Origin of the sequence: Streptomyces sp. NPDC085932 (genome assembly GCF_044540525.1) — a bacterium.
Taxonomy (GTDB): domain Bacteria; phylum Actinomycetota; class Actinomycetes; order Streptomycetales; family Streptomycetaceae; genus Streptomyces; species Streptomyces levis.
On record NZ_JBITSJ010000008.1, the window covers coordinates 136,764 to 160,069 of the forward strand.

Below are 23,306 nucleotides of genomic sequence, written 5' to 3' on the forward strand. Positions count from 1 at the left end.
GCCCGCTACGGCAGGAAGTCCCCGTCGACGTACACCCACGCCCCGTCGACCCGCTCGAACCGGCTCCGCTCGTGCAGCGACCCGCCCCGGTACGACGCCCGGAACTCCACGGTCCCGGTCGCGTGGAAGGCGGACCCGTCCCGGGTGTCCAGGATCTCCAGCCCGGTCCACCGCGTCCCCGGGTCCGGCTCCAGCGTCCCCGGGCGCGTGCGAGGGTGCCAGGTCCGCAGCAGATAGGCGGCGTCACCCTTGACGAAGGCGCAGTACCGCGACCGCATCAGCCGCTCGGCGGTCGGCGCCGCGGCGGCCCCGGAGTGGAAGCGCCCGCAGCACGCCTCGTAGGCCTCGGGGAGCCCGCACGGGCAGGAACGCCTGGTCATGGTCACCTCGTCAGACCTTCTTCGCGGAAACGCCTGAGGGCCGCGACCTCGCGGTCACGGCCCTCAGGCTCATGTGTCCGAGGGGGGACTTGAACCCCCACGCCCGATAAAGGGCACTAGCACCTCAAGCTAGCGCGTCTGCCATTCCGCCACCCGGACAAGGTGTCTGTCGCGCGGCTTCTCCCCGCGGCGACGACGTAAACATTACCAGGCTTTCCGGGGTGACCGATCACCCCCCGTCCCCGCCCCCCCGCCCGGCGTGAACGACGTGTGACGGGCCGGGAGGGCCCTTGGGGAGCGGGCCGGGGAGAGGGAGGATGAAGGGGACCCACCAGCAGTGACACCGGGAGGAAGCACGTGAGCGAGACGGACACGGCCAGGAACGTCACCGGCGAGGACGAGGTCGTGGACCTCTGCCGCGAGCTGATCCAGATCGACACCAGCAACTACGGCGACCACTCGGGACCGGGCGAGCGGAAGGCGGCCGAGTACGTGGCCGAGAAGCTCGCCGAGGTCGGACTCGAACCGCGGATCTTCGAATCCCACCCCGGCCGTGCCTCCACGGTGGCCCGCATCGAGGGCGAGGACCCCTCGCGGCCCGCGCTGCTCATCCACGGCCACACCGACGTGGTTCCGGCCAACGCCGACGACTGGACCCACCACCCCTTCTCCGGGGAGGTCGCCGACGGCTGCGTGTGGGGCCGCGGGGCGGTCGACATGAAGGACATGGACGCGATGACCCTCGCGGTCGTCCGCGACCGGCTGCGCAGCGGGCGCAAGCCCCCGCGCGACATCGTCCTCGCGTTCCTCGCGGACGAGGAGGCCGGCGGCACCTACGGGGCCCGCCATCTCGTCGACTACCACCGCGACCTCTTCGACGGCGTCACCGAGGCGATCAGCGAGGTCGGCGGCTTCTCCTTCACCGTGAGCGAGGAGCGGCGGCTGTACCTGATCCAGACGGCCGAGAAGGGCATGCACTGGATGAAGCTCACCGTGGCCGGCACGGCGGGGCACGGTTCGATGATCCACCGGGACAACGCGATCACCGAACTGTCGGAGGCTGTAGCGCGGCTGGGCCGGCACAAGTTCCCGGTGCGGGTCACCAAGACCACCCGGGCCTTCCTCGACGAACTCGGCGACGCGCTCGGCACCGAGCTCGACCCGGAGGACATGGAGTCGACCCTCGCCCGGCTCGGCGGCATCGCCAAGCTCATCGGCGCCACCCTGAGCAACACGGCCAACCCCACGCAGCTCGGTGCCGGCTACAAGGTCAACGTCATCCCGGGCGAGGCGACCGCCCATGTCGACGGCCGGTTCCTGCCCGGGTTCGAGGACGAGTTCCTCGCCGACCTCGACCGCATCCTGGGCCCGAAGGTGCGGCGCGAGGACGTGCACGCCGACAAGGCCGTCGAGACCACCTTCGACGGGGCGCTGGTGGAGGCCATGCAGTCCTCGCTGCTCGCCGAGGACCCGACCGCCAAGGCGATCCCCTACATGCTCTCCGGCGGGACGGACGCCAAGTCCTTCGACGACCTGGGCATCCGGGGCTTCGGCTTCGCGCCGCTGAAGCTGCCGCCGGAGCTGGACTTCGCCGGCATGTTCCACGGCGTGGACGAGCGGGTGCCGGTCGACGGGCTGAAGTTCGGGGTGCGGGTGCTCGACCGGTTCATCGACGCGTCCTGAAAAGTCCGCCCGCGGGCCGGTATTCGGGCGCGCGTGCGAGATCGACTGGGAAGAGTGAATGCGACCATAAGCTCGTAGCCTCATTACTCCAGCCTCGTTACAGGTAATGCGATCGCACGATGGGTCGCTTTGCCAACTAGGAGGAATAATGATCAAGAAGGTCGTCGCTGCTGCGGCTGCCACCGGTGGGCTGGTTCTCGCGGGCGCGGGCCTGGCCGTCGCCGACTCCGGTGCCCAGGGTGCCGCGGTGCACTCCCCGGGTGTCGTGTCCGGCAACGTCATCCAGGTGCCCGTTCACGTCCCGGTGAACGTCTGCGGCAACACGGTCTCCGTGATCGGGCTGCTGAACCCCGCCTTCGGCAACACCTGCATCAACAAGTGATGCTTCCCCCTCTCTGAGGGGAGTTCAAAGCCACCGGTCCCGGAGCGCGAGCCATGCGCTCCGGGACCGAACGCTTCTTCTGGAGAATTCGAGAAGAATTCGATAAAGGGTCGAAGGCAGGTATTCAGGAATGCGACAGGTCACCCGCAAGGGTCTGATGACCGTGGCGGCCGCGACCGGCGTGATCGCCGCCGCGGGCGGCTCCGCTCACGCCGCCTCGGGTGCGCAGGGCTCCACGTCGGGCTCGCCCGGCGTGCTCTCCGGGAACACGGTGCAGGCGCCCGTGCACGCGCCGGTGAACGCCTGCGGCAACACGGTCAACGTCGTCGGCGTGCTCAACCCGTCGGCGGGCAACGCGTGCGCGAACCAGGGCGGTGGATCGTCGTCGGGGGGATACGGCGATCACGGGGGCCGTGGCGGCTCGCACGCGAGCGGCCACGCCGCTGACTCGCCCGGAGTGCTCTCCGGCAACACGGTCCAGGCGCCGGTCCACGCGCCGGTGAACGTCTGCGGCAACACCATCGACGTCGTCGGGGTGTTCAACCCCTCGACGGGCAACGGCTGCGCGAACGAGGGCGGTGGATCGCCGTCGGGGGGCCACGGCGATCACGGTGACCAGGGCGGCTCGCACGCGGGGGGTCACGCGACCGACTCTCCCGGCGTCGGCTCCGGCAACCACGTCCAGGCGCCTGTGTACGCACCGGTGAACGTCTGCGGCAACAGCGTCGACGTCGTCGGCATCGGCAACCCCGGCACGGGCAACGGCTGCGCGAACGGCGGCCACGGCGACCCCCACGGCAACCCGCCCGGCGGCGGCCACGAGACCCCGGGACAGCCGGGCGACCCGGGACACCCGGGCCACCCGGGCGGCCCGGGCAATCCCGGACACCCTGGTGATCCCGGCACCCCGGGCACCCCCGGAAACCCGGGCACCCCGGGCACTCCCGGAAACCCCGGCGAGCCCGGTCACCCCGGTACCCCGGCCACGCCGCCCACCACCGGCGTCGAGACGCCGGGCGGCTCCTCGCACGGCAACGAGCCGGGCGGCCAGTCCGTCACCCAGCCCCGCGGCGCCGCCCAGCTCGCCGCCACCGGCAGTGAGCTGCCGCTCGGGTTCGCCCTCCCCGCCGGTGCCGGCGCCCTGCTGGCGGGCGCGATCCTCTACCGGAAGGCACGCGCCTCCGCCTGAGGCCCCCGGCCGGACGGCTCCCGCGCACGGAGCGGGCCCCGCCGATGGCGGGGCCCGCTCCGTCTCGTGCCTTCTCCCGGCACCGTCTCAGCTCACCACGTGGCCCGCACCTGGCGGATGATGCGCCGGCGCAACCGCACTCTGCGGCTGCCGTCGCGCAGCAGGCTCAGACGGTGCAGCTCCCAGTGTCCGTACTCCGCATGGTCCGTGAGCAGACGTGCCGTCTCCTTGCGGGAGACCCCGCGCGGTACGTACACGTCGACAAATTCGTATTCCGGCATCGCATCTATTGTGCGGGCTGGGGCCTCGTACGGATAGCGTCTGCACTATGTCTGATGCTGCGCAGCCCACCGCTGCCGAGGTACGCGCCGCCGCCGAGGCGGTCAAGACCGCGCTCGACCGCCACCTGGCCGCGGTCGAACGCAGGTCGGGGGAGGACGACCCGGCCGTCTACGAGGCGTTCAACCAGCTGGCCGCGGCCGCAGAGGTGTACGACGAACTGCTCTACGACCGCTACGACGAGGTCACACCCTTCGAGATCCCCGGTGCGGAGGACGCGCTGCCCCCGTACACCGGCCCCGAGGAACCGAACGCGCTGAGCGTACTGATCCGCCGCGACTACGCCGTCGCAGAACCGCAGCGGCTGCTGGCGCAGGCGCAGCGGATCGAGGCGGCCGACGGCGACGAGGGCTCCCCGGCCTCCGGGACGGTCCATGGCGCGCTGGGCCTGCTGTTCGGCGAGTTCGAGCCCGACGAGATCGCCTCCCGCCACAAGGAGTTCGGACTGGAGGAGGGCGACTCCACGCTCTGGGTGACGGCGGCGGACGAACCGGCCGAGCCGGGGGAGTGGCTGGAGGCGCCGTTCGAGCAGGTCGACGCGCAGCAGGTGGTGTGCCGCTTCGACGTCAGCGCCGTCTTCGACGACGAGATCGACACCCTCGACGACGAGGACGACGTGGACGAAGAGGACCCGGAAGACCTGGAGGACCTCGACACCGACCTGGACGAGGACGACGAGGACGAGGATCTGGAGCCGCTGGACGCGGATCGCCGCTGACAGCGCGCCACGCCACCCGACGGCGGTGGTCACGGGCCCCGGGCGCGTGACCACCGCCGTCGCGCGTCAGGCGCCGACCTGCGGAGCGAGCAGCACGGGAAGCCGGGTCGTCCGCGGCTTCGCCGGGACCTCGGCCACGGCCCGGGGCAGCGCCTGCTCCACGCCGTGCACCACCGAAAGATGCCGGTCGGCCCGCCCGAACGCCGTGTACACCCACGGCCGGCTCAGCGCCTGCGCCGCGTCGCCGGGCAGCACCACGACCACCGCCGGCCAGCGGCTCCCCACGGCCTGGTGCGCGGTCATCGCCCAGCCGTGCCGCACGGTCTGCTCCACCCGCTCCTTCGGCACGACGACGGGCCCGCCCGCGCACGACAGGTGCAGCCCCTCGGCGTCCGCCTTCACCACCCGGCCCGGCACCGCCCTCCCCGGTGCGGGGGAGTGGACGATCCGGTCGCCGGGGTCGAAGCCGCCGAAGCGGCCGGGGCCCGGGTTCAGCCGCTCCTTCAGGGCCGCGTTGAGCGCGCGTGTGCCGACCGCACCGCCGTGCCCCGGCGTGATCACCTGGGTCTCCTCGGCCGGGACGCCGATGGCCCTGGGCACCGAGTCCACGACCAGCTGCACCGTGCGGTGCACGGCCTCGCCCGGGTCCCGCACGGGCACGATCACGACCTCCTTGCCCGGTGCCTCGACCTGGTTCAGCTCGCCGACGCCGATGCCGGATACCAGCTCGCCGAGCGGCCCCGGGTCCGGCAGCCGTGAGGCGACCTGCGGGCAGATCCGCGCCGCGAGGAGATCCGCGAACACCCGTCCGGGCCCCACGGACCACAGCACCGCCGGGTCGCCGGCCAGCACCAGCCGCGCCCCGTCGGGCAGCGACTCCGTCAGCAGCGCCGCCGTCTCGACGTCCAGCTGCGGCGCGTCGAGCACGACGAGCAGATCCAGGTCCAGGGCCCCGTCCGCGTCCCGCCCGGGCCCTTCGGCACCGGAGAGCAGCCCGGCGACCGTGGCCGCGGGCACCTCGGCGCCGCTCTCCTGCCCGGTCCGCCGCAGCAGGGCGGCGAAGCGGTCGCGGCCGACGGGGCCGTGGGTGGCGGCCCAGGCGCGCAGCCCGAGGGAACGTGCGGCGTGCAGCAGCGTCGCCGGCTCGGCCAGGGACGCCTCCCCGCCGGTGTGCAGGACCAGGCCGTGACCGGCCGCCGCGCGGATCAGCTCAGCCGTGGAGCCCGCGGCCGCCGCGGCGAGCCGCTCCCACTCCTCGGCCGAACCGTCCTGCTTGGGCGCGGAGTTGACCAGCCGGGCCAGACCGTCGGCCAGGCTCTCCTCCGCCAGCGCGTACCGCTCCAGACCGACCAGGACACGGACGGGACGCTCCGGCTCCGCCCCCTCCGGATCGTCCGGGTCCGCCGCGGGGGCCGGAGCGCCGGTCTCCTCCAGGGCGTCCTGGAAGACCAGCGCCTCGCCCTCCGCGATGCTGTCCTGCACGGCGCTCTCCGGCTCCGGCACGCCCCGCTGGGCCAGGGCCGTGAGCAGCGTCGGCATCTCCAGCGCGGTGTGGCCCGCCAGCGCCGCCTGCTCCAGCAGCCAGACCGTGACGGCCCGGCCACGGCGCGCGTCGTCCGGGGCGCACTCGGCGCCCAGCAGCGCCCGCGCGAATCCGTCGGCCTGCTCCGGCCGCACACCCGCGACCCGCAGCAACTGCCAGGGGTCGGCGCGCAGCAGCTCGTCCGCGCCCTCGCCGAGCACCGCGGCAGCCTGGGGCGCGAGCGTCTCCGGGGCGCCGCCCTCGCCGAGCACCCGCCGTACGCCCTGCACCGCCTCGGGTGCGGGAGCCGCGGGCGCGGCGGCGCTCTCGGCGGCCACCGGCTGCGGCCGGCGCACCGGCTCGGGGGCGGAGCGGCGGGGGGCGGGCGCGGGCTCCTCGAACACCGTGGCCACCGGCTTCTCGCCGCTCTCCACGGCCCGGACGGCCGCGAGCAGATCGGCGGCCCTGCCGCTCAGCTTGGCGCCGGCCTCGATGGGCGCCTTTTTCTCGGCCTTGCGCTGCTCGATGCGCTCCCGCTCGGCCCGCTGGGCCAGCAACTCGGCCTCGGCCTCGGAGAGCCGGGCACCCTCACCCTCCGCCGCCGCGCCCTGGCCCGCCGCCTCCTCGGAGGACCGGCCGGCCGCGCTGTCCGCCGCTGTCTCCTCCGCCGCCGAGTCCCCGGCGGAGCGGCCGGCCGCACTCTCCTCTGTCTCCTCCGCCGCCGAGTCCCCGGCGCCCTCCGCCGGGGCGCTCCCCGCGGCGCCCGGGGTCCCCGGCTCGGCGTCCTCCGTGGTCTCGGGCTCCGTGCTCACAGCGTGCTCCAGTCGTGATCGGGATAGCGGTGCACGGGCGCCGACACATCGTCGAGCGCCCGGCAGATCTCGTCAGGAAGACTAAGGGTCTCCACTGACAATGCCGCCGTGAGCTGCAGCGCGTTGCGCGCCCCGACGATGGGGGCGGTCACCCCGGGCCGGTCGCGGATCCAGGCGAGGGCCACCTGGAGCGGCGTGACCGCGAGCCCGTCGGCCGCGGTCGCCACGGCGTCGACGATCCGGCTCGCGGTGTCGTCGAGGTACGGCGCCACGAAGGGCGCGAGGTGGTCCGAGGCGCCGCGGGAGTCCGGCGGTGTGGTGTCGCCCCGGTACTTGCCCGTCAGCACCCCGCGTCCGAGCGGCGAGGACGGGAGCAGTCCTATGCCGAGGTCCAGCGCGGCCGGCAGCACCTCGCGTTCGACACCGCGCTGCAGGAGCGAGTACTCCAGCTGCGTGGCCGCCAGGCGGGTGCGGGTGCCCGGGGCCGCGAGCTGCCAGGTGGCGGCCTTGGCGAGCTGCCAGCCGCAGAAGTTGGAGACGGCGGCGTAGCGGGCCCGGCCGCCGGCGACCGCCAGGTCGAGGGCCTGGAGGGTCTCCTCCAGCGGGGTGTACGGGTCGTACGCGTGCACGTGCCAGATGTCGACGTGGTCGGTGCCGAGCCGCGCGAGCGAGGCGTCCAGGGCGGCGAGCAGATGGCCGCGGGAGCCGTCGACCCGGCGGTCGGGGTCGGGCACGCTGCCGGCCTTGGTCGAGATGACGAGGTCCCGCCGCGGCACGAGGCCGTCCATCAGCCTGCCGAGCAGGTACTCGGCCTCTCCGTCGCCGTAGACGTCCGCGGTGTCGACGAGGGTGCCGCCCGCTTCCCAGAACGTCTTCATGAGGTCCGCCGCGTCGTGCTCGTCGGTGTCCCGCCCCCAGGTCAGGGTGCCGAGCCCGATCCGTGACACACGCAGGCCGGTGCGGCCGAGATGCCTCTGCTCCATGAACGCCGAGATTACTGGCCAGAACCTGTCGTGTGGGTGGCTGTGGACGACCGATTTCCGGGGACGGCCCGGTGAGTTCCGCCCGGCCGCCACAGCCCGATGCCCGAGGTCAGCAACTGCCGTCCGACACCTGCAGTCCCTTGTCGGCGCCCGCCGTCCGGTTCACGACCGCCGGGACGCAGCCGGCCGCGTCGGGACGGAAGGAGTAGGGGAGGGAGACCGTGGTGTTCGAGGTCGGGTCGGGCCCCGCCGGGTGGTTCTCGCTGCCCGGCTGCGACCACGTCACGTTGTCGAAGACGTTGCCGCCGACCTGCCAGTAGCCGGCCTCGTCGGTGTAGAAGGTGCCGAGGACGTCCTTGGAGTCCTCGAAGTAGTTGTTGTCCACCCTGGCGCGGGCGCCGGCCCGGGAGTTGATGCCGGACTCGTTGAGGCGCACGTAGTGGTTGTTGTACATGTGCGCGATGCCGCCGCGCAGCAGCGGGGCGCGGGAGTCGATGTTCTCGTAGCGGTTGTGGTGGTACGTGACGAACCCGTTCGACCGGTCGCTCTCGCTGCTGCCGACCAGGCCGCCGCGGCCCGAGTTGCGCAGGACGCTGTAGGACAGCGTCACGTACTGGGTGTTGTTCTTCATGTCGAACAGGCCGTCGTAGCCCTCCGATTCGCCGCCCGAGGCCTCCAGGGTGGTGTGGTCGACCCAGACGTTGCGGACGTTGCTCTCCATGCCGATGGCGTCGCCGCCGTTGGACGTGGGGGAGCCGGACTTCTTGACGTTCCGCACGGTCACGTTCTGGATGACGATGTTCTTCGATTCGCGGATGTGGATGCCCACTTGGTCGAAGACGGCACCGCCGCCGACCCCGACGATGGTCACGTTGCTGATCCTCTTGAGCTCGATCACGCCGTCGGCGGTGTCGCAGCTGCTCCCGGAGACCTTCTTGGTGCCGGCGTGGGTGATGGTCCCCGTGACCTCGATGACGAGGGGGGTGCTGCTGCTCGCGCGGCTGCACAGGGCGGCGTGGATCGCGGTCCCCGTCGTCGCCCGGACCGTCTGCCCGCCTGCGCCGCCGGTGGTCCCGCCGTTCTGGCTCGCGTAGCCGGTGGCGGGGCCGGTCGCCGCCGAGGCCGCGGGCACCGGGACCAGCGTTCCGGCCGCGGTGGCCAGGGCCAGGGTGGCCAGGGCCGCGCCGAGTCGCGCCGATGTTGCTCGCTTCATCCGTACTCTCCGTTCCGTGTGCGGGGTGCGGGTGGGGTTAGAAAGCGCTTTCCGGTGACGTTAAGGATGTGCTGTGTACGCGTCAATGGTCGTGTACATGATTCTTGTTCACGGACTTGAAAGGCTCCGGCCGCATCGCTGTCCCGTGCGGCGGCCCCGCGCTAAGGTCGGCGCACAAGGCACGTTACTGATCAGTAAGGGGATGCGGCATGCAGCTCGGTATCAACCTCGGCTACTGGGGTGCCGGAATGGACGCGGACAACCTGGCCGTCGCCCAGGAGGCCGACCGGCTCGGTTACGCCGTCTGCTGGGCCGCCGAGGCCTACGGCTCGGACGCGGCCACCGTCCTGACCTGGGTCGCCGCCCAGACCGAACGCATCGACGTCGGCTCCGCCATCTTCCAGATCCCGGCCCGCCAGCCCGCGATGACCGCGATGACCGCCGCCACCCTCGACTCCCTCTCCGGCGGCCGCTTCCGCCTCGGCCTCGGCGTCTCCGGCCCGCAGGTCTCCGAGGGCTGGTACGGCGTCAAGTTCGACAAGCCGCTGGCCCGCACCCGCGAGTACGTCGAGATCATCCGCAAGGCCATGACCCGCGAGCGCCTGTCCTACGAGGGACAGCACTGGATGCTGCCCCTGCCCGGCGGCCCGGGCAAGCCCATCAAGCTGACGGTGCACCCGCAGCGCGAGCACATCCCGCTGTACATCGCCGCCATCGGCCCGAAGAACCTCGAACAGACCGGCGAGATCGCCGACGGCGCCCTGCTGATCTTCCCCTCCGCGGACCACCTGGAGGACACGGCGATCAAGCACCTGCGCGCGGGCCGCGAGAAGGCCGGCAAGACCCTCGACGGCTTCGACGTCTGCCCGACGCTGCCGCTCGCCGTGGGCGACGACAAGGACGTCACCACACTGGCCGACACCTTCCGCCCCTACACCGCGCTGTACGTCGGCGGCATGGGCAGCCGCAAGCAGAACTTCTACAACCAGCTCGCCCAGCGCATGGGGTACGAGAAGGAAGCCGCCGAGATCCAGGACAAGTACCTCTCCGGCGACAAGCAGGGCGCCGCGGCCGCCGTACCGCACGACCTGATCGACAAGACGACCCTGCTCGGTTCCGTGGACCGCATCGCCGAGCGGATGAAGGCCTACGCGGAGGCCGGCGTCACCACCCTCACGCTCGCCCCGGCGGGCTTCACGCTCGACGAGCGGCTGGCCTCCCTGCGGGCCGGCACCCAGGCCCTGGAGCGTGCCGGCCTCGCCTGAGGCCCGAGTTTCCGCGGCCGTGGTGGGGGCTCGGGGGTCTTCCCCGCCACGGCCGTCACGCGGAACAACGCGCCGGACCGCTGCCGGTTACGCCCGCGGCCGGGCCGGGCGGGCCGGGACGTCTCCCCGCACGTCCCCCATTCGGCGGAGATGTCCGGCACACCTGTTGCAGCGCCCCGTACCCCGCACTTGACTCGTTCTTCGCGGAAACCTGCGGATCCTGCAGCACGCGCACGCGCGCGGGAAGAGGTGCCCACGATGCTTTCGGCCAAGAGTCTGTTCCAGGAGATCCTCGACGACGACGAGTCCTTCGCCCTGTTCTGTTCCATCGCCGCCAGCGGCGAGTCCCAGGGCGGCTGGGAGAACGCCCGCATCGCCGCGCTCGTCCCCGACAGCGAGCGCGAGCTCGCACCGAAGATCTCCCGGCACGGCGCCGACGAGGACAAGCACGGCCGGATCTTCAACGCCCTGATGAAGAAGCGCGGCCTCGACCCCGTCCCGGTCCCGCCGGAGACCGACTACACGATGCTCCTGGAGAAGAACGGCATCGGTCTCGCCCACGAGCAGCTCAAGCGCGACGAGCGGCTCACCGTCCGGGACATCGTCACCTACCTCTCCCACAGCAGGGTCACCGAACAGCGCGCCTCCGAGCAGATGGACCTGCTGCGCAAGCACTTCGCCGACCACCCCGGCATCGGCCGCGCCGTCAAGCAGATCTCCAACGACGAGGACAACCACCTCGCCTACTGCCACGAGGAGCTGCTGCGCTTCGCCCGGGCGGGCCACGGCCGGCTCATCCAGCGGACCCTGCGCGAGTGCGCGCACGCCGAGATCCGGATCTACCGCGACGTCAGCCTCGCCGTCATGGCGCACATGGGCCGCATCCTCGGCTGGTCCCGGGCCAAGGCGGCGGTGCTGCAGGCCGGCATCCACGCCGTGTACGCCTACGAACGGCTCGGCGGCTGGCGCCGGATGGTGTCGCTGAGCCCGCCGCGGCGCCGCAACGCCCTCGGCGGCCCGGCCTCGCCGGAACCCGAGTTCGCCTGAACCGGCCCGCGGGCCCTACAGCCACCCCCGGCGCTTGAACAGCCGGAACACCATGACCTCCAGCACGACCATCAGGGCGATCAGCGCCGGATAGGACCAGACCCAGCGCAGCTCGGGCATGTGCTCGAAGTTCATGCCGTAGATCCCCGCGACCATCGTGGGGATCGCGGCCATGGCCGCCCACGCCGAGATCTTCCGCATGTCGTCGTTCTGCCGGACGCTCATCTGCGCCAGATGCGCCGAGAGGATGTCGGACACCAGCCGGTCGAGGTTCTCCACGGACTCGTTCACGCGCGTGAGATGGTCGCTGACATCCCGGAAGAACGGCCGGGCCCGGTCGTCCACGAAGGGCACGGCCACGCCGTAGGGTGCCGTGCCCGCCAGCCGGCTCATCGGCAGGGACAGCGGACCGGTGGCCCGGCGGAACTCCAGCACCTGCCGCTTGAAGTCGTAGATCCGGGACGCGGTGTGGCGTGAGCCGCCGCCGTCGGGGGAGAAGACCTCCGCCTCCAGGCCCTCCAGGTCCGCCTGCAGTTCCAGCGCCACGTCCAGGTAGTGGTCGACCGCGGCGTCGGCGACCGCGTACAGCACCGCCGTGGGCCCGGTGCCCAGCAGTTCCGGCTCGTGCTCCAGCCGGTGCCGTACCGCCTTCAGCGGGGCGCCCTCACCGTGCCGGACGGTCACCACGAAGCCGTCGCCCAGGAAGACCATGATCTCGCCCGCGGACACCTTGTCGCTGCGCGGCTCGTAGACCACCGGCTTGAGGACCACGAAGAGGGAGTCGTCGTAGATCTCCAGCTTGGGCCGCTGGTGGGCCTTGAGGGCGTCCTCGACGGCCAGCGGATGCAGGCCGAACTCCTCGGTGACGTGCTCGAACTCGCGTTCCGTCGGCTCGTGCAGCCCGATCCACACGAACCCGCCCGCCGCACGCGCCTCCCCCAGGGCGTCGGAGAAGTCCTCCGGCCCGTCCGTCCGATGTCCGTCGCGGTAGATGGCACAGTCGACGATCACGAAGCGAGTCTCCCGTCACTCGAACGACACCGCACGCGTGCGTGCGCCTACGCTGGAGCGCATGCCCACGCTGATCCTGGTCAGGCACGGACGCTCCACCGCCAACACCGAGGGACTGCTCGCCGGGTGGACGCCCGGCGTCGCCCTCGACGAGCGCGGGGCCGCGCAGGCCGCCGCGCTGCCCGGGCGGCTCGCGGAACTGCCCCTCGCCGAAATCGTGACCAGTCCCCTCCAACGCTGCCAGGAGACGATCCGGCCGCTGCTGCAGGCCCGGCCGGAGCTCAGTCCCCACACCGACGAGCGCATCGGAGAGTGCCACTACGGCGACTGGTCCGGGCGCAAGCTCGCCGAGCTCAAGGACGAGCCGCTGATGGAGGTCGTGCAGGCGCACCCGTCCGCGGCGGCGTTCCCCGGCGGGGAGTCGATGCGAGCTATGCAGACGCGTGCCGCGGAGGCCGTGCGCGAGTGGAACGCGCGCGTGGAGCGCGACCACGGCGCCGACGCCGTCTACCTGATGTGCTCGCACGGCGACATCATCAAGTCCCTCGTCGCGGACGCACTCGGACTTCACCTGGACCTCTTCCAGCGGATCTCCGTCGACCCCTGTTCCATCACCGCGATCCGCTACACACGACTGCGACCGTTCCTCGTCCGCCTCGGCGACACCGGCGACTTCACGTCCCTGGTGCCGCGCGAGGAACCGCCGGGCGAGGAGGCCCCCGTCGGGGGTGGTGCGGGCGCACCGTGATCGTCGGCCGCAGTAGGGTGAAGCGGTCGCAGCAGTGCCGTGCCCCCACGGTTCCCACGATTCCAATGGAGACAGGACGTGTCCCGTCAGGTGTTCCTCTACGACCATCCGGAGCGCTTCGTGGCCGGTACGGTCGGACTGCCCGGGCGCCGTTCGTTCTTCCTCCAGGCCGTCGCCGGCTCCCGGGTGACCAGCGTGGCCCTGGAGAAGACCCAGGTCGCGGCGCTCGCCGAACGCATGGACGAACTGCTCGACGAGGTCGTACGCCGTAGCGGCGGCAGCGCCTCCGTCCCCGCCGTCGCCCCCTCGGAGATCACCGACACCGCCCCGCTGGACACCCCCATCGAGGAGGAGTTCCGGGTCGGCACCATGGCGCTCGCCTGGGACGGCGAGGAACAGCTCATGATCGTCGAGGCGCAGGCGCTCGTCGAACTCGACGCCGAGTCCGAGGAGGACCTCGCCGAGGCCGAGGAACGACTGCTCCAGGACGAGGAGAACGGCCCCCCGATGCTGCGGGTCCGCCTCACCGGCGCGCAGGCCAGGGCCTTCGCCAAGCGCGCCCTCGACGTCGTCAACGCCGGGCGGCCGCCGTGCCCGCTGTGCAGCCTCCCGCTCGACCCGGAAGGACACGTATGTCCGCGCCAGAACGGATACCGCCGCGGAGCGTGACACCTCCCCCGGACACGGCCGAGCTGCTCGCCCGCGGCGAACTCACCGTGCGCGGCCGCATCCGTGAGGCCTCCAACGCGGCGCTGTACTGCACGGTGGCGTACGACGGCCGGGAGGCGGCCTGCGTCTACAAGCCGGTCGCCGGTGAGCGCCCCCTGTGGGACTTCCCCGACGGCACGCTCGCCCAGCGCGAGGTCGCGGCCTGGGAGGTCTCCGAGGCGACCGGCTGGGGCCTGGTGCCCCCCACCGTGCTGCGCGAGGGCCCCTACGGCGAGGGCATGTGCCAGCTGTGGATCGAGGCGACGCCCGACGCGGAACTGCTCGCGCTCGTCGACGCGCAGGAACCGGAGCCGGGCTGGAAGGCGATCGGCTTCGCCGAGGTCGGCGAGGGGCGCACCGCGCTGCTCGTGCACGCCGACGACGAGCGGCTGCGGCGCCTCGCCGTGCTGGACGCCGTCCTCAACAACGCCGACCGCAAGGGCGGGCACCTGCTGCCCACCGGCGACGGACGGCTGTACGGCATCGACCACGGGGTCACCTTCAACGCCGAGAACAAGCTGCGCACCCTGCTGTGGGGCTGGGCGGGGGAGCCCCTGACCCAGGAGGCCCTCGACGTCCTCGAAGGCCTGCGGAAGGACCTCGCGGAGGGCGGGACGCTCGCCGCCCGGCTGGCACCGCTGATCACCGGCGCCGAGCTCGACGCCACCCGCGCCCGGGTGGCGGCGCTGCTCACCTCCCGGACCCACCCCGAGCCGAGCGGGGAATGGCCCGCCATTCCCTGGCCACCCGTGTAGCAGCACACCGGGCCGGTTCGCCGCAAGAGCGCCTTCTCGGCCGTCCGGCCCGCTCCCATTCGTATATGGAACTTCAGTCCGGTTAGGCTCAAGGCATGCATGCCTGGCCCGCTTCCGAGGTCCCCGCCCTGCCTGGTCAGGGCCGCGACCTGAGGATCCACGACACCGCGACCGGCGGCCTCGTCACCCTCGACCCCGGTCCCGTCGCCCGAATCTACGTCTGTGGCATCACGCCGTACGACGCCACACACATGGGACACGCGGCGACCTACAACGCGTTCGACCTCGTGCAGCGCGTGTGGCTCGACACCAAGCGGCAGGTTCACTACGTCCAGAACGTCACCGACGTCGACGATCCGCTCCTGGAGCGGGCCCAGCGCGACGGCATCGACTGGGTGGCGCTCGCCGAGCAGGAGACGGCCCTCTTCCGTGAGGACATGACGGCCCTGCGGATGCTGCCGCCGCGGCAGTACATAGGCGCCGTCGAGGCCATACCCGGGATCGTCCCCCTCGTCGAGCGGCTCCGGGACCTGGGCGCGGCCTACGAGCTCGAAGGGGACGTGTACTTCTCCGTCGAGTCCGACCCGCACTTCGGCCAGGTCTCGAACCTGGACGCCGCGGCGATGCGGCTGCTGTCCGCCGAGCGCGGCGGCGACCCGGACCGGCCCGGCAAGAAGAACCCGCTCGACCCGATGCTGTGGATGGCCGCCCGCGAGGGCGAGCCCAGCTGGGACGGCGGCTCGCTGGGCCGCGGCCGGCCCGGCTGGCACATCGAGTGCGTCGCCATCGCCCTGGACCATCTCGGCATGGGCTTCGACATCCAGGGCGGCGGCTCCGACCTGGCCTTCCCGCACCACGAGATGGGCGCCTCCCACGCCCAGGTGCTGACCGGCGAGTTCCCCATGGCGAAGGCGTACGTGCACGCCGGCATGGTCGCCCTGGACGGCGAGAAGATGTCCAAGTCCAAGGGCAACCTGGTCTTCGTCTCCGCGCTGAGGCGCGAGGGCGTCGACCCGGCCGCCATCCGGCTCGCGCTGCTCGCCCACCACTACCGGGCCGACTGGGAGTGGACCGACCAGGTCCTCCAGGACGCCGTGGCACGGCTCGGCCGCTGGCGGGCCGCGGTGTCCCGGCCGGACGGCCCGCCCGCCGAGACGCTCGTGGAGGAGATGCGCGAGGCCCTGGCCGACGACCTGGACGCCCCGGCCGCGCTCGCCGCGGTCGACCGCTGGGTCGCCCGGCAGGAGCGGGACGGCGGCACGGACATCGGCGCGCCCGGCGTGGTCTCCCGGGCGGTGGACGCGCTGCTGGGCGTGGCGCTGTAGCCGCACCCCGGTGGCCCCGACGCGAAGGGGCGTCTCCCGGCCGGGAGACGCCCCTTCGCGCTGCTGCTCAGTCCTCCGACGAATCCTCGTCGTCCGTGCCCGGCTTGGGCGGCTTCGGCGGGCGCGTGCGGCCACTGGGGTTGTCCCGCAGGTACGACGTGCTGTCGCTGCCGTCCGCCGTCGCGTGCCCGCCGGCCGCGGGCGGTCCGCCGCCGTCCCGGCGCCGCAGGTAGCGCTCGAACTCGCGGGCGATCGCCTCGCCCGACGCCTCCGGCAGCTCCGCGGTGTCCCGGGCCTCCTCCAGCGACTGGACGTACTCGGCGACCTCGCTGTCCTCCGCGGCCAGCTGGTCCACGCCGACCTGCCAGGCGCGCGCGTCCTCGGGCAGCTCGCCCAGTGGGATGCGCACGTCGATCAGGTCCTCCAGCCGGTTCAGCAGGGCCAGCGTGGCCTTCGGGTTGGGCGGCTGCGACACGTAGTGCGGCACCGCCGCCCACAGCGAGACCGCCGGCACGCCCGCGTGCGTGCACGCCTCCTGGAGGACACCGACGATGCCCGTGGGGCCCTCGTACTTGGTCTCCTCCAGGTCCATGCGCCGTGCCAGGTCCGGATCGGACGTCGTCCCGCTGATCGGCACCGGACGCGTGTGCGGGGTGTCACCGAGCAGGGCGCCCAGGACGACCACCAGTTCCACGCCGAGTTCGTGTGCGAAGCCGAGCAGTTCGTTGCAGAACGAACGCCACCGCATGGACGGCTCGATCCCGCGGACCAGCACCAGGTCGCGCGGCTTGTCACCGCCGACCCGGACCACCGACAACCTTGTCGTCGGCCATGTGATCTTGCGGACGCCCGCTTCCATGAAGACCGTGGGGCGGTTGACCTGGAAGTCGTAGTAGTCCTCGGCGTCCAGCGCCGCGAAGACCTCGCCCTTCCACTCCCTGTCCAGATGCGCGACCGCGGTGGAGGCGGCGTCGCCGGCATCGTTCCAGCCCTCGAACGCGGCCACCATGACCGGGTCGATCAGCTCGGGAACCCCCTCGAGCTCGATCACCCAGTGCCTCCTTCCGACGTGCCCTCGCTTGACCCCCCAACTTTACGGCGTGCCAAGGGGGCGTCCGCAGCCCCCTCGCAGGGGGAGTGCCCCCATCACTGCCCCGTGATCCACCCGGGAACACCCCCGGATCTCGCCGAGCGGTCCGTGAGGCCCTGGTCACAGCGTGGAGCGCAGCCACTGCTCCACGCTCGCGATGTGCACGGTCGCCCACGAGCGCGCCGCCTCGGCGTCCCGGTCGCGCAGGGCGGCCAGGATCGCCCGGTGCTCGCGCAGCGTGCGGCCCACGGCGTCCTCCTGGGTCAGACCGCGCCAGACCCGCGCCCGGGTGGTGGGGCCCGACAGCCCGTCGAGCAGGGAGCACAGCACCGAGTTGCCCGCGCTCGACACGATGCCGCGGTGGAACTCCAGGTCGCACGCGACGAGATCCTCCACGGACGGGGCGTCGCCGAGCCGGTCCAGCTGCGCCGTGAGCGCGTCCAGTTGCTGCTCGCTGATCCTGGTGGCCGCCATCGCCGTCGCGGCCGGCTCCAGGATGCGGCGGACGGCCAGGAACTCCAGGACCGTGTCGTCGCGGTGGAAGTCCACGACGAAGCCGATCGCCTCCAGCAGCAGGTGCGGGTCGAGGCTGGTGACGTAGGTGCCGTCGCCCTGGCGGACGTCGAGGACGCGGATGAGGGACAGGGCGCGGACGGCCTCCCGAAGGGAGTTGCGGGACAGTCCGAGACCGGCGGCGAGTTCGCTCTCCCTGGGCAGCCGGTCGCCCGGTCGCAGCGCGCCGGAGACGATCATCCCCTTGATCTTCTCGATCGCCTCGTCGGTGACTGCCATGGCGGCCTCCCTGTCGCTCAAGACCTCCGACGTATCGGGTCATTATGGGGGCCCGGGAACGCGGAAGGGGCGGCTCCGTCGGCGTGGAACCGCCCCGCGCGACCCCCGGTCCTGCCGGGTGGTGCCTACTTCTTGTCGAGCAGGTCCTGCACCTTGCCGCGGACCTCGTCCGTGGCAAGGCCGCGGATGGTCAGCGTGGTGCGGCGGCGCAGCACGTCGTCCTGCGTCTCGGCCCACTCGTGGTCCCGGGCCCAGACGACCTGGGCCCAGATCTCCGGGGCGTCGGGGTGGACGCGCTCGGCGAGCTCCGGGCTCTCGTTGGCCAGCCGGGCGATGTCGAAGGCCAGCGAGCCGTAGTGCGTGGCCAGGTGCCGGGCCGTGTCGGCCGCCATGCGCGGGCCGGGCGCCGGGCGGTCGGTCAGCAGCCGGTGGGCGACCGCGCGCGGGTTGGCGATACCGGGCAGCGGCAGCTTCTTCGGCAGCGCGCTGATCGGCTCGAAGTCGTCGCCGAGCGGGTGGCCCGGCAGCGACTCCAGCTTCTTCATGATCGTCCGGCCGATGTGGCGGAAGGTGGTCCACTTGCCGCCCGCGACGGACAGCATGCCGCCCCGGCCCTCGGTGACGACCGTCTCGCGCTTGGCCTTGGCGGTGTCGCCGGGGCCGCCCGGCAGCACGCGCAGACCGGCGAAGGAGTACGTGATCAGGTCCCGGCTGAGCTGCTGGTCGCGGACCGAGAAGGCGGCCTCGTCGAGGATCTGGGATATGTCCTGCTCGGTGACCGAGACGTCCGCCGGGTCGCCCTCGAACACCTCGTCGGTGGTGCCGAGCAGCAGCATGTCCTCCCACGGGAGGGCGAAGGTGATGCGGTACTTGTCGATCGGGGTGGCGAGCGCGGCCTTCCAGGGGGAGGTGCGCTTCAGGACCAGGTGCGCGCCCTTGGAGAGGCGGATGGAGGGCGCCGCGTTCGGGTTCTCCATCCTGCGCAGGTGGTCGACCCAGGGGCCGGTGGCGTTCAGCACCAGCCGGGCGTCGACGCCGAACTCGTCGCCGGACAGGCGGTCCTTCAGCTCGGCGCCCGTGACCCGGCCCTGGGTGAAGCGCAGGCCGGTGACCTCGGCGTGGTTGAGGACGACCGCCCCGGCCTCGACGGCGGCGCGGACCGTCATCAGCGCCATGCGGGCGTCGTTCATCTGGTCGTCGCCGTAGACGGCCACGGCCTTGAGGTTCTCGGTGCGCAGCTCGGGCACGTCCTGCGCGGCCTTGGCCGGCGAGAGCAGGTGCCCGACGCCGTCGCCGAAGGCGGACAGCGCGGAGTAGGCGAAGACGCCCGCGCCCAGCTTCGCCGCGCCGTGCGGCCCGCCCTTGTACACGGGGAGGTAGAACGTGAGCGGGTTCGCCAGGTGGGGGGCCACCTGGCGGGAGACCGCGCGGCGCTCGAAGTGGTTCTCCGCCACCAGCTTCACCGCGCCGGTCTGCAGGTAGCGCAGACCGCCGTGGAGCAGCTTGGAGGAGGCGGAGGACGTGGCGCCGGCGAAGTCGCCGGCGTCCACCAGAGCCACCCTGAGGCCGGACTGCGCGGCATGCCAGGCGGTGGAGATGCCCAGGATGCCACCGCCGATCACGAGAAGGTCGTACGACGCCTTGGCGAGCTGCTCCCTGGTCTCGGCCCGGCTCGGGTTCGAGCCGGAGGCCGGGTGCGTCCCCAGGGCAGGCACGGACTGCAGGGTGGACTGAGTGGTCATGCTGTTTCTTACTCCTCGTCCTCGAGCCAGCCCATGGTCCGCTCGACGGCCTTGAGCCAGTTCTTGTACTCACGGGCGCGGGTCTCCGCGTCCATGCGGGGGGTCCACTCGGCGGCCCGCCGCCAGTTGGCGCGCAGGTCGTCGGTGCTGTTCCAGAAGCCGACGGCGAGACCGGCGGCGTAGGCGGCGCCGAGGCAGGTGGTCTCGGCGACCATCGGGCGCACCACGGGGGCGTCCACGAAGTCGGCCAGGGTCTGCATCAGCAGGTTGTTGGAGGTCATGCCGCCGTCGACCTTCAGGGCGGCCAGTTCGACACCGGAGTCCTTCGTCATGGCGTCGGCGATCTCCCGCGTCTGCCAGGCGGTGGCCTCCAGGACGGCGCGCGCGAGGTGCGCCTTGGTGACGTACCGGGTCAGGCCGGCGATCACACCGCGGGCGTCGGAGCGCCAGTACGGGGCGAACAGGCCGGAGAAGGCCGGCACGAAGTAGGCGCCGCCGTTGTCCTCGACCGACAGGGCGAGGGTCTCGATCTCGGCGGCGGTGGAGATCAGGCCCATCTGGTCGCGCATCCACTGCACCAGCGAACCCGTGACGGCGATCGAGCCCTCCAGGGCGTAGACCGTGTCCTGGTCGCCGATCTTGTAGCCGACGGTGGTGAGCAGGCCGCTGTAGGAGTTGATGATCTTGTCACCGGTGTTCATCACCATGAAGGTGCCGGTGCCGTAGGTGGACTTGGTCTCGCCCTCGGCGAAACAGGTCTGGCCGAACAGGGCGGCCTGCTGGTCGCCGAGCGCGGAGGCGACCGGGATGCCGCCGAGCAGGTCGCCCAGCTTGCCGCCGGTGATCTCGCCGTAGACCTCGGCGGAGGAACGGATCTCGGGCAGGATCTGCTTCGGGACGCCGATCGACTCGCAGATCTTGTCGTCCCACTGCATGGTGTGCAGGTTCATCAGCATCGTGCGCGAGGCGTTGGTGACGTCCGTGACGTGCTTGCCGCCGTCGACCCCACCGGTCAGGTTCCAGATGACCCAAGTGTCCATCGTGCCGAAGAGGATGTCGCCCGCCTCGGCGCGCTCCTTCAGACCGTCGACGTTGTCGAGCAGCCAGCGGGCCTTCGGACCGGCGAAGTAGGAGGCGAGGGGAAGGCCGGTCTCGCGGCGGAAGCGGTCCTGGCCGACGTTGCGGCCGAGCTCGCGGCAGAGGGCGTCGGTGCGGGTGTCCTGCCAGACGATGGCGTTGTGGACGGGCTCACCGGTGTTCCTGTCCCACAGCACGGTCGTCTCGCGCTGGTTGGTGATGCCGATGGCCTTGATGTCGTCGCGGGTGATGCCGGCCTTCTCGATGGCCCCGGCGACGACCTCCTGAACGTTCGTCCAGATCTCGGTGGCGTTGTGCTCGACCCAGCCCGGCTTCGGGAAGATCTGCTCGTGCTCCTTCTGGTCGACGGAGACGATCCGGCCGTCCCGGTCGAAGACGATGCAGCGGGACGAGGTGGTGCCCTGGTCGATGGCGGCGATGAAGGGGCCGGCGGTGTGCGCGTCGGTCACTGTGTGCTCCTGATAATTCCGGGTTCAAGGGGCTTTACGTACGGCGCTTGCTGGAAGTTTCGCGCGGACGCGCGGTCCTCCTAGGCGAACGCGACGTTGTAGATGCCTGCCGCGATGGCGCCGCCGATCAGCGGACCCACCACGGGGACCCAGGCGTAGCCCCAGTCGGAGCCGCCCTTGTTGGGCAGCGGCAGCAGGGCGTGCACGATACGCGGACCGAGGTCACGGGCCGGGTTGATCGCGTACCCCGTCGGGCCGCCGAGGGAGAGGCCGATGGAGACCACCACGAGCGCGGTGATCAGGGCCCCCAGGGTGCCCAGTCCGTTGCCCGCGTCGTTCAGGCCCTGGGTGAGCACGGCCAGCACCAGCACGACCGTGCCGATGATCTCCGTGGCGACGTTCTGCCAGGCGACCCGGACCTCGGGGCCGGTGGAGAAGACGCCGAGCACCGGGCCGGCGCCCTGTTCCTGGGCCTCGACGGCCTTGGCCGCCGTGTCCTGCGCACCCGGACCGCCGACGATCTCGCGGTCGGTGAGGTGGGCGTGGAACTGGCCGTAGTAGGCGATCCAGACCAGGGCCGCGCCGATCATGGCGCCGAGGACCTGTCCGGCCCAGTAGACCGGGACGTTCTTCCAGTCGCCGTCCTTGATTGCGAGGGCGAGGGTGACGGCCGGGTTCAGGTGGGCGCCGGAGAGCGGCGCCGTGGTGTAGACCGCCGTGAGCACCGCGAAGCCCCACCCGAAGGTGATGGCGAGCCAGCCGGCGTTACGTGCCTTGGAAGCCTTCAGCGTGACGGCGGCACAGACGCCACCGCCGAGGAGGATGAGTATGGCGGTACCGATGGTCTCGCCGATGAAGATGTCGGAGCTGGACACCCGCGACTCCTTTGTCCTACGTCCAGGGAAGTTCGATACCGGCCTGGCGTTGTCACACTCTAGCGCGTATTGCCGGTAGCTGTTCGGCAATGTCGACCGATGGACGGGAGTCTTGCTTCGGCGTTACGAGCACGTCAAGAGCTGTGTAGTCGAAAACACGATCGTTACTGATCGCGTGTGTCCGTGGATCTTCGTGCAGGTGGGAACGGGGGTGAGCCGGGGCATGCCGAAGGCCGGGACGCCGTGCGGCGCCCCGGTTCCGTCGTGTGGCGTCAGAACCGCCCGGCGCCCAGGTCCCGCGAGACCGCGCGGGCGCAGTCCCGGACGGCCGCGATGAGCTCCGGGCGCAGCACGGTCTCCTCGCCGGTGCGGCACAGCCGCTCCACGGCGCCGGTGATGCCGACCGCGCCGACCGGCATCCGCCGCCGGTCGTGGATGGGGGCGGCGAGCGAGGCGACGCCCTCCCAGGTCTCCTCCACGTCCGCCGCGTAACCCCGCGCGCGCGTGACGTCGAGGATGTGCTCGAACTCCTCCGGCTCGCACACCGTCCGGTCCGTGAACGCCTTGCGGTCGGCCTCCAGGGCCTCGCTGTGCGCCACCGGGTCGTAGGCGGACAGCACCTTGCCCAGGGCCGTGGAGTGCAGCGGCTGCATCGCCCCGATCTCCAGGACCTGCCGGCTGTCGTCGGGCCGGAACACGTGGTGCACGATCAGTACGCCCTGCTGGTGCAGGACGCCCAGGTAGACGCTCTCGCCGCTGGAGCGGGCCAGGTCGTCCGTCCACACCAGGGCGCGCGCCCGCAGCTCGTGCACGTCCAGGTAGGTGGTGCCCAGGCGCAGCAGCTCCGCGCCGAGCTGGTAACGCCCGGAGGCGTCGTCCTGCTCCACGAAGCCCTCCTGCTGGAGGGTGCGCAGGATGCCGTGGGCCGTGCCCTTGGCCAGGCCCAGCGACGAGGCGATGTCCGACAGGCCGAGCCGCCGCTCGCCGCCCGCCAGCAGCCGCAGCATCGCGGCCGCTCGCTCGAGCGACTGGATGTTCCGTGCCATCGCCGTACTGCCTCCGTCCCCTTCGACCGCCGACAAGCGGGGCCCACAGCCCTCGTTCGGCAATGTCGAACACTACCGGTCGTTGCCGACCTCTCGCTAATGGCAGGTCGCCATTTGTTGCGCCCGGCCCCGTC

21 protein-coding genes, 1 tRNA gene and 1 pseudogene are annotated in these 23,306 nt (G+C 71.9%); 10 read left to right on the forward strand and 13 right to left on the reverse strand.

Annotated elements, in window-relative coordinates; genetic code table 11:
- Window positions 1-5: 5 nt before the first annotated feature.
- Window positions 6-380: a YchJ family metal-binding protein gene (locus ACIGAQ_RS33320; RefSeq protein ID WP_311684059.1), complete on the reverse strand. Its 375-nt coding sequence runs from the start codon at window positions 378-380 to the stop codon at window positions 6-8.
- Window positions 381-454: 74 nt separating this feature from the next.
- Window positions 455-539 (reverse strand) — tRNA-Leu (locus ACIGAQ_RS33325).
- Window positions 540-737: 198 nt separating this feature from the next.
- Here ACIGAQ_RS33325 and ACIGAQ_RS33330 point away from each other — a divergent pair.
- The 3 genes from ACIGAQ_RS33330 (at window position 738) to ACIGAQ_RS33340 (ending at window position 3,634) form a co-directional block, all read left to right on the forward strand.
- Window positions 738-2,063: a M20/M25/M40 family metallo-hydrolase gene (locus tag ACIGAQ_RS33330; protein ID WP_399789633.1), complete on the forward strand. Its 1,326-nt coding sequence runs from the start codon at window positions 738-740 to the stop codon at window positions 2,061-2,063.
- Window positions 2,064-2,211: 148 nt separating this feature from the next.
- Window positions 2,212-2,445 (forward strand): chaplin ChpH, encoded by a 234-nt coding sequence (chpH, locus tag ACIGAQ_RS33335; protein WP_010988036.1) that lies wholly within the window; start codon window positions 2,212-2,214, stop codon window positions 2,443-2,445.
- A gap of 130 nt (window positions 2,446-2,575) precedes the next feature.
- Window positions 2,576-3,634, forward strand: a complete 1,059-nt coding sequence (locus ACIGAQ_RS33340; RefSeq protein ID WP_399789636.1) for a chaplin — start codon at window positions 2,576-2,578, stop codon at window positions 3,632-3,634.
- A gap of 92 nt (window positions 3,635-3,726) precedes the next feature.
- Here ACIGAQ_RS33340 and ACIGAQ_RS33345 read toward each other — a convergent pair whose 3' ends face one another.
- Window positions 3,727-3,915: a DUF5703 family protein gene (locus ACIGAQ_RS33345; RefSeq protein ID WP_094055315.1), complete on the reverse strand. Its 189-nt coding sequence runs from the start codon at window positions 3,913-3,915 to the stop codon at window positions 3,727-3,729.
- A gap of 47 nt (window positions 3,916-3,962) precedes the next feature.
- Here ACIGAQ_RS33345 and ACIGAQ_RS33350 point away from each other — a divergent pair, with 47 nt between their 5' ends.
- The gene (locus tag ACIGAQ_RS33350) at window positions 3,963-4,691 is read left to right on the forward strand and encodes a hypothetical protein (protein ID WP_311684068.1); all 729 of its coding nucleotides are present in this window, start codon (window positions 3,963-3,965) and stop codon (window positions 4,689-4,691) included.
- 66 nt (window positions 4,692-4,757) lie between these two features.
- On the opposite strand, the gene ACIGAQ_RS33355 is transcribed toward ACIGAQ_RS33350, so the two are convergent.
- From ACIGAQ_RS33355 to ACIGAQ_RS33365, 3 genes and pseudogenes are all read right to left on the reverse strand, one after another.
- Window positions 4,758-7,025: a helix-hairpin-helix domain-containing protein gene (locus ACIGAQ_RS33355; protein WP_399789641.1), complete on the reverse strand. Its 2,268-nt coding sequence runs from the start codon at window positions 7,023-7,025 to the stop codon at window positions 4,758-4,760.
- Window positions 7,022-8,008 (reverse strand): aldo/keto reductase, encoded by a 987-nt coding sequence (locus ACIGAQ_RS33360; protein ID WP_399789644.1) that lies wholly within the window; start codon window positions 8,006-8,008, stop codon window positions 7,022-7,024. Before ACIGAQ_RS33360 ends, ACIGAQ_RS33355 begins: the two co-directional genes overlap by 4 nt.
- Before the next feature lie 112 nt (window positions 8,009-8,120).
- Window positions 8,121-9,221 (reverse strand): annotated as a pseudogene (locus ACIGAQ_RS33365) (polysaccharide lyase family 1 protein); the annotation flags it as partial.
- A gap of 209 nt (window positions 9,222-9,430) precedes the next feature.
- Between ACIGAQ_RS33365 and ACIGAQ_RS33370 the strand changes: the two are divergent.
- Window positions 9,431-10,486: an LLM class F420-dependent oxidoreductase gene (locus ACIGAQ_RS33370; RefSeq protein ID WP_399789647.1), complete on the forward strand. Its 1,056-nt coding sequence runs from the start codon at window positions 9,431-9,433 to the stop codon at window positions 10,484-10,486.
- A 258-nt stretch (window positions 10,487-10,744) separates the two neighbouring features.
- Window positions 10,745-11,533, forward strand: a complete 789-nt coding sequence (locus tag ACIGAQ_RS33375) for a ferritin-like domain-containing protein (protein ID WP_311684076.1) — start codon at window positions 10,745-10,747, stop codon at window positions 11,531-11,533.
- 15 nt (window positions 11,534-11,548) lie between these two features.
- Here ACIGAQ_RS33375 and ACIGAQ_RS33380 read toward each other — a convergent pair whose 3' ends face one another.
- The gene (locus tag ACIGAQ_RS33380) at window positions 11,549-12,544 is read right to left on the reverse strand and encodes a magnesium and cobalt transport protein CorA (protein ID WP_311684078.1); all 996 of its coding nucleotides are present in this window, start codon (window positions 12,542-12,544) and stop codon (window positions 11,549-11,551) included.
- A gap of 61 nt (window positions 12,545-12,605) precedes the next feature.
- On the opposite strand from ACIGAQ_RS33380, the gene ACIGAQ_RS33385 reads away from it, so the two are divergent.
- The 4 genes from ACIGAQ_RS33385 (at window position 12,606) to mshC (ending at window position 16,080) form a co-directional block, all read left to right on the forward strand.
- Window positions 12,606-13,292: a histidine phosphatase family protein gene (locus tag ACIGAQ_RS33385; RefSeq protein ID WP_311684080.1), complete on the forward strand. Its 687-nt coding sequence runs from the start codon at window positions 12,606-12,608 to the stop codon at window positions 13,290-13,292.
- A gap of 78 nt (window positions 13,293-13,370) precedes the next feature.
- On the forward strand, window positions 13,371-13,961 hold the full coding sequence (locus tag ACIGAQ_RS33390; RefSeq protein ID WP_311684082.1) for a DUF3090 domain-containing protein: 591 nt from the start codon (window positions 13,371-13,373) through the stop codon (window positions 13,959-13,961).
- The gene (locus tag ACIGAQ_RS33395) at window positions 13,925-14,755 is read left to right on the forward strand and encodes an SCO1664 family protein (RefSeq protein WP_399789652.1); all 831 of its coding nucleotides are present in this window, start codon (window positions 13,925-13,927) and stop codon (window positions 14,753-14,755) included. Before ACIGAQ_RS33390 ends, ACIGAQ_RS33395 begins: the two co-directional genes overlap by 37 nt.
- A 95-nt stretch (window positions 14,756-14,850) precedes the next feature.
- On the forward strand, window positions 14,851-16,080 hold the full coding sequence (gene mshC, locus ACIGAQ_RS33400; protein WP_362279000.1) for a cysteine--1-D-myo-inosityl 2-amino-2-deoxy-alpha-D-glucopyranoside ligase: 1,230 nt from the start codon (window positions 14,851-14,853) through the stop codon (window positions 16,078-16,080).
- A 67-nt stretch (window positions 16,081-16,147) separates the two neighbouring features.
- On the opposite strand, the gene ACIGAQ_RS33405 is transcribed toward mshC, so the two are convergent.
- The 6 genes from ACIGAQ_RS33405 to ACIGAQ_RS33430 form a co-directional block, all read right to left on the reverse strand.
- Complete coding sequence (locus ACIGAQ_RS33405) at window positions 16,148-17,131, reverse strand: PAC2 family protein (protein WP_311684088.1); 984 nt, start codon at window positions 17,129-17,131, stop codon at window positions 16,148-16,150.
- Window positions 17,132-17,290: 159 nt separating this feature from the next.
- Entirely contained in the window at window positions 17,291-17,962 is a 672-nt protein-coding gene (locus ACIGAQ_RS33410) for a FadR/GntR family transcriptional regulator (protein ID WP_399789656.1), read from the reverse strand.
- Window positions 17,963-18,087: 125 nt separating this feature from the next.
- Window positions 18,088-19,704 carry a glycerol-3-phosphate dehydrogenase/oxidase gene (locus ACIGAQ_RS33415; RefSeq protein ID WP_362279002.1) on the reverse strand — a complete coding sequence of 539 codons (1,617 nt, stop codon included), beginning with the start codon at window positions 19,702-19,704 and terminating at the stop codon, window positions 18,088-18,090.
- An 8-nt stretch (window positions 19,705-19,712) separates the two neighbouring features.
- Window positions 19,713-21,251, reverse strand: a complete 1,539-nt coding sequence (glpK, locus tag ACIGAQ_RS33420) for a glycerol kinase GlpK (protein ID WP_311684093.1) — start codon at window positions 21,249-21,251, stop codon at window positions 19,713-19,715.
- Window positions 21,252-21,331: 80 nt separating this feature from the next.
- Window positions 21,332-22,126, reverse strand: coding sequence for an MIP/aquaporin family protein (locus ACIGAQ_RS33425; RefSeq protein WP_311684095.1), 795 nt, complete (start codon window positions 22,124-22,126; stop codon window positions 21,332-21,334).
- Window positions 22,127-22,398: 272 nt separating this feature from the next.
- Window positions 22,399-23,172 carry an IclR family transcriptional regulator gene (locus ACIGAQ_RS33430; RefSeq protein WP_311684097.1) on the reverse strand — a complete coding sequence of 258 codons (774 nt, stop codon included), beginning with the start codon at window positions 23,170-23,172 and terminating at the stop codon, window positions 22,399-22,401.
- Window positions 23,173-23,306 lie beyond the last annotated feature (134 nt).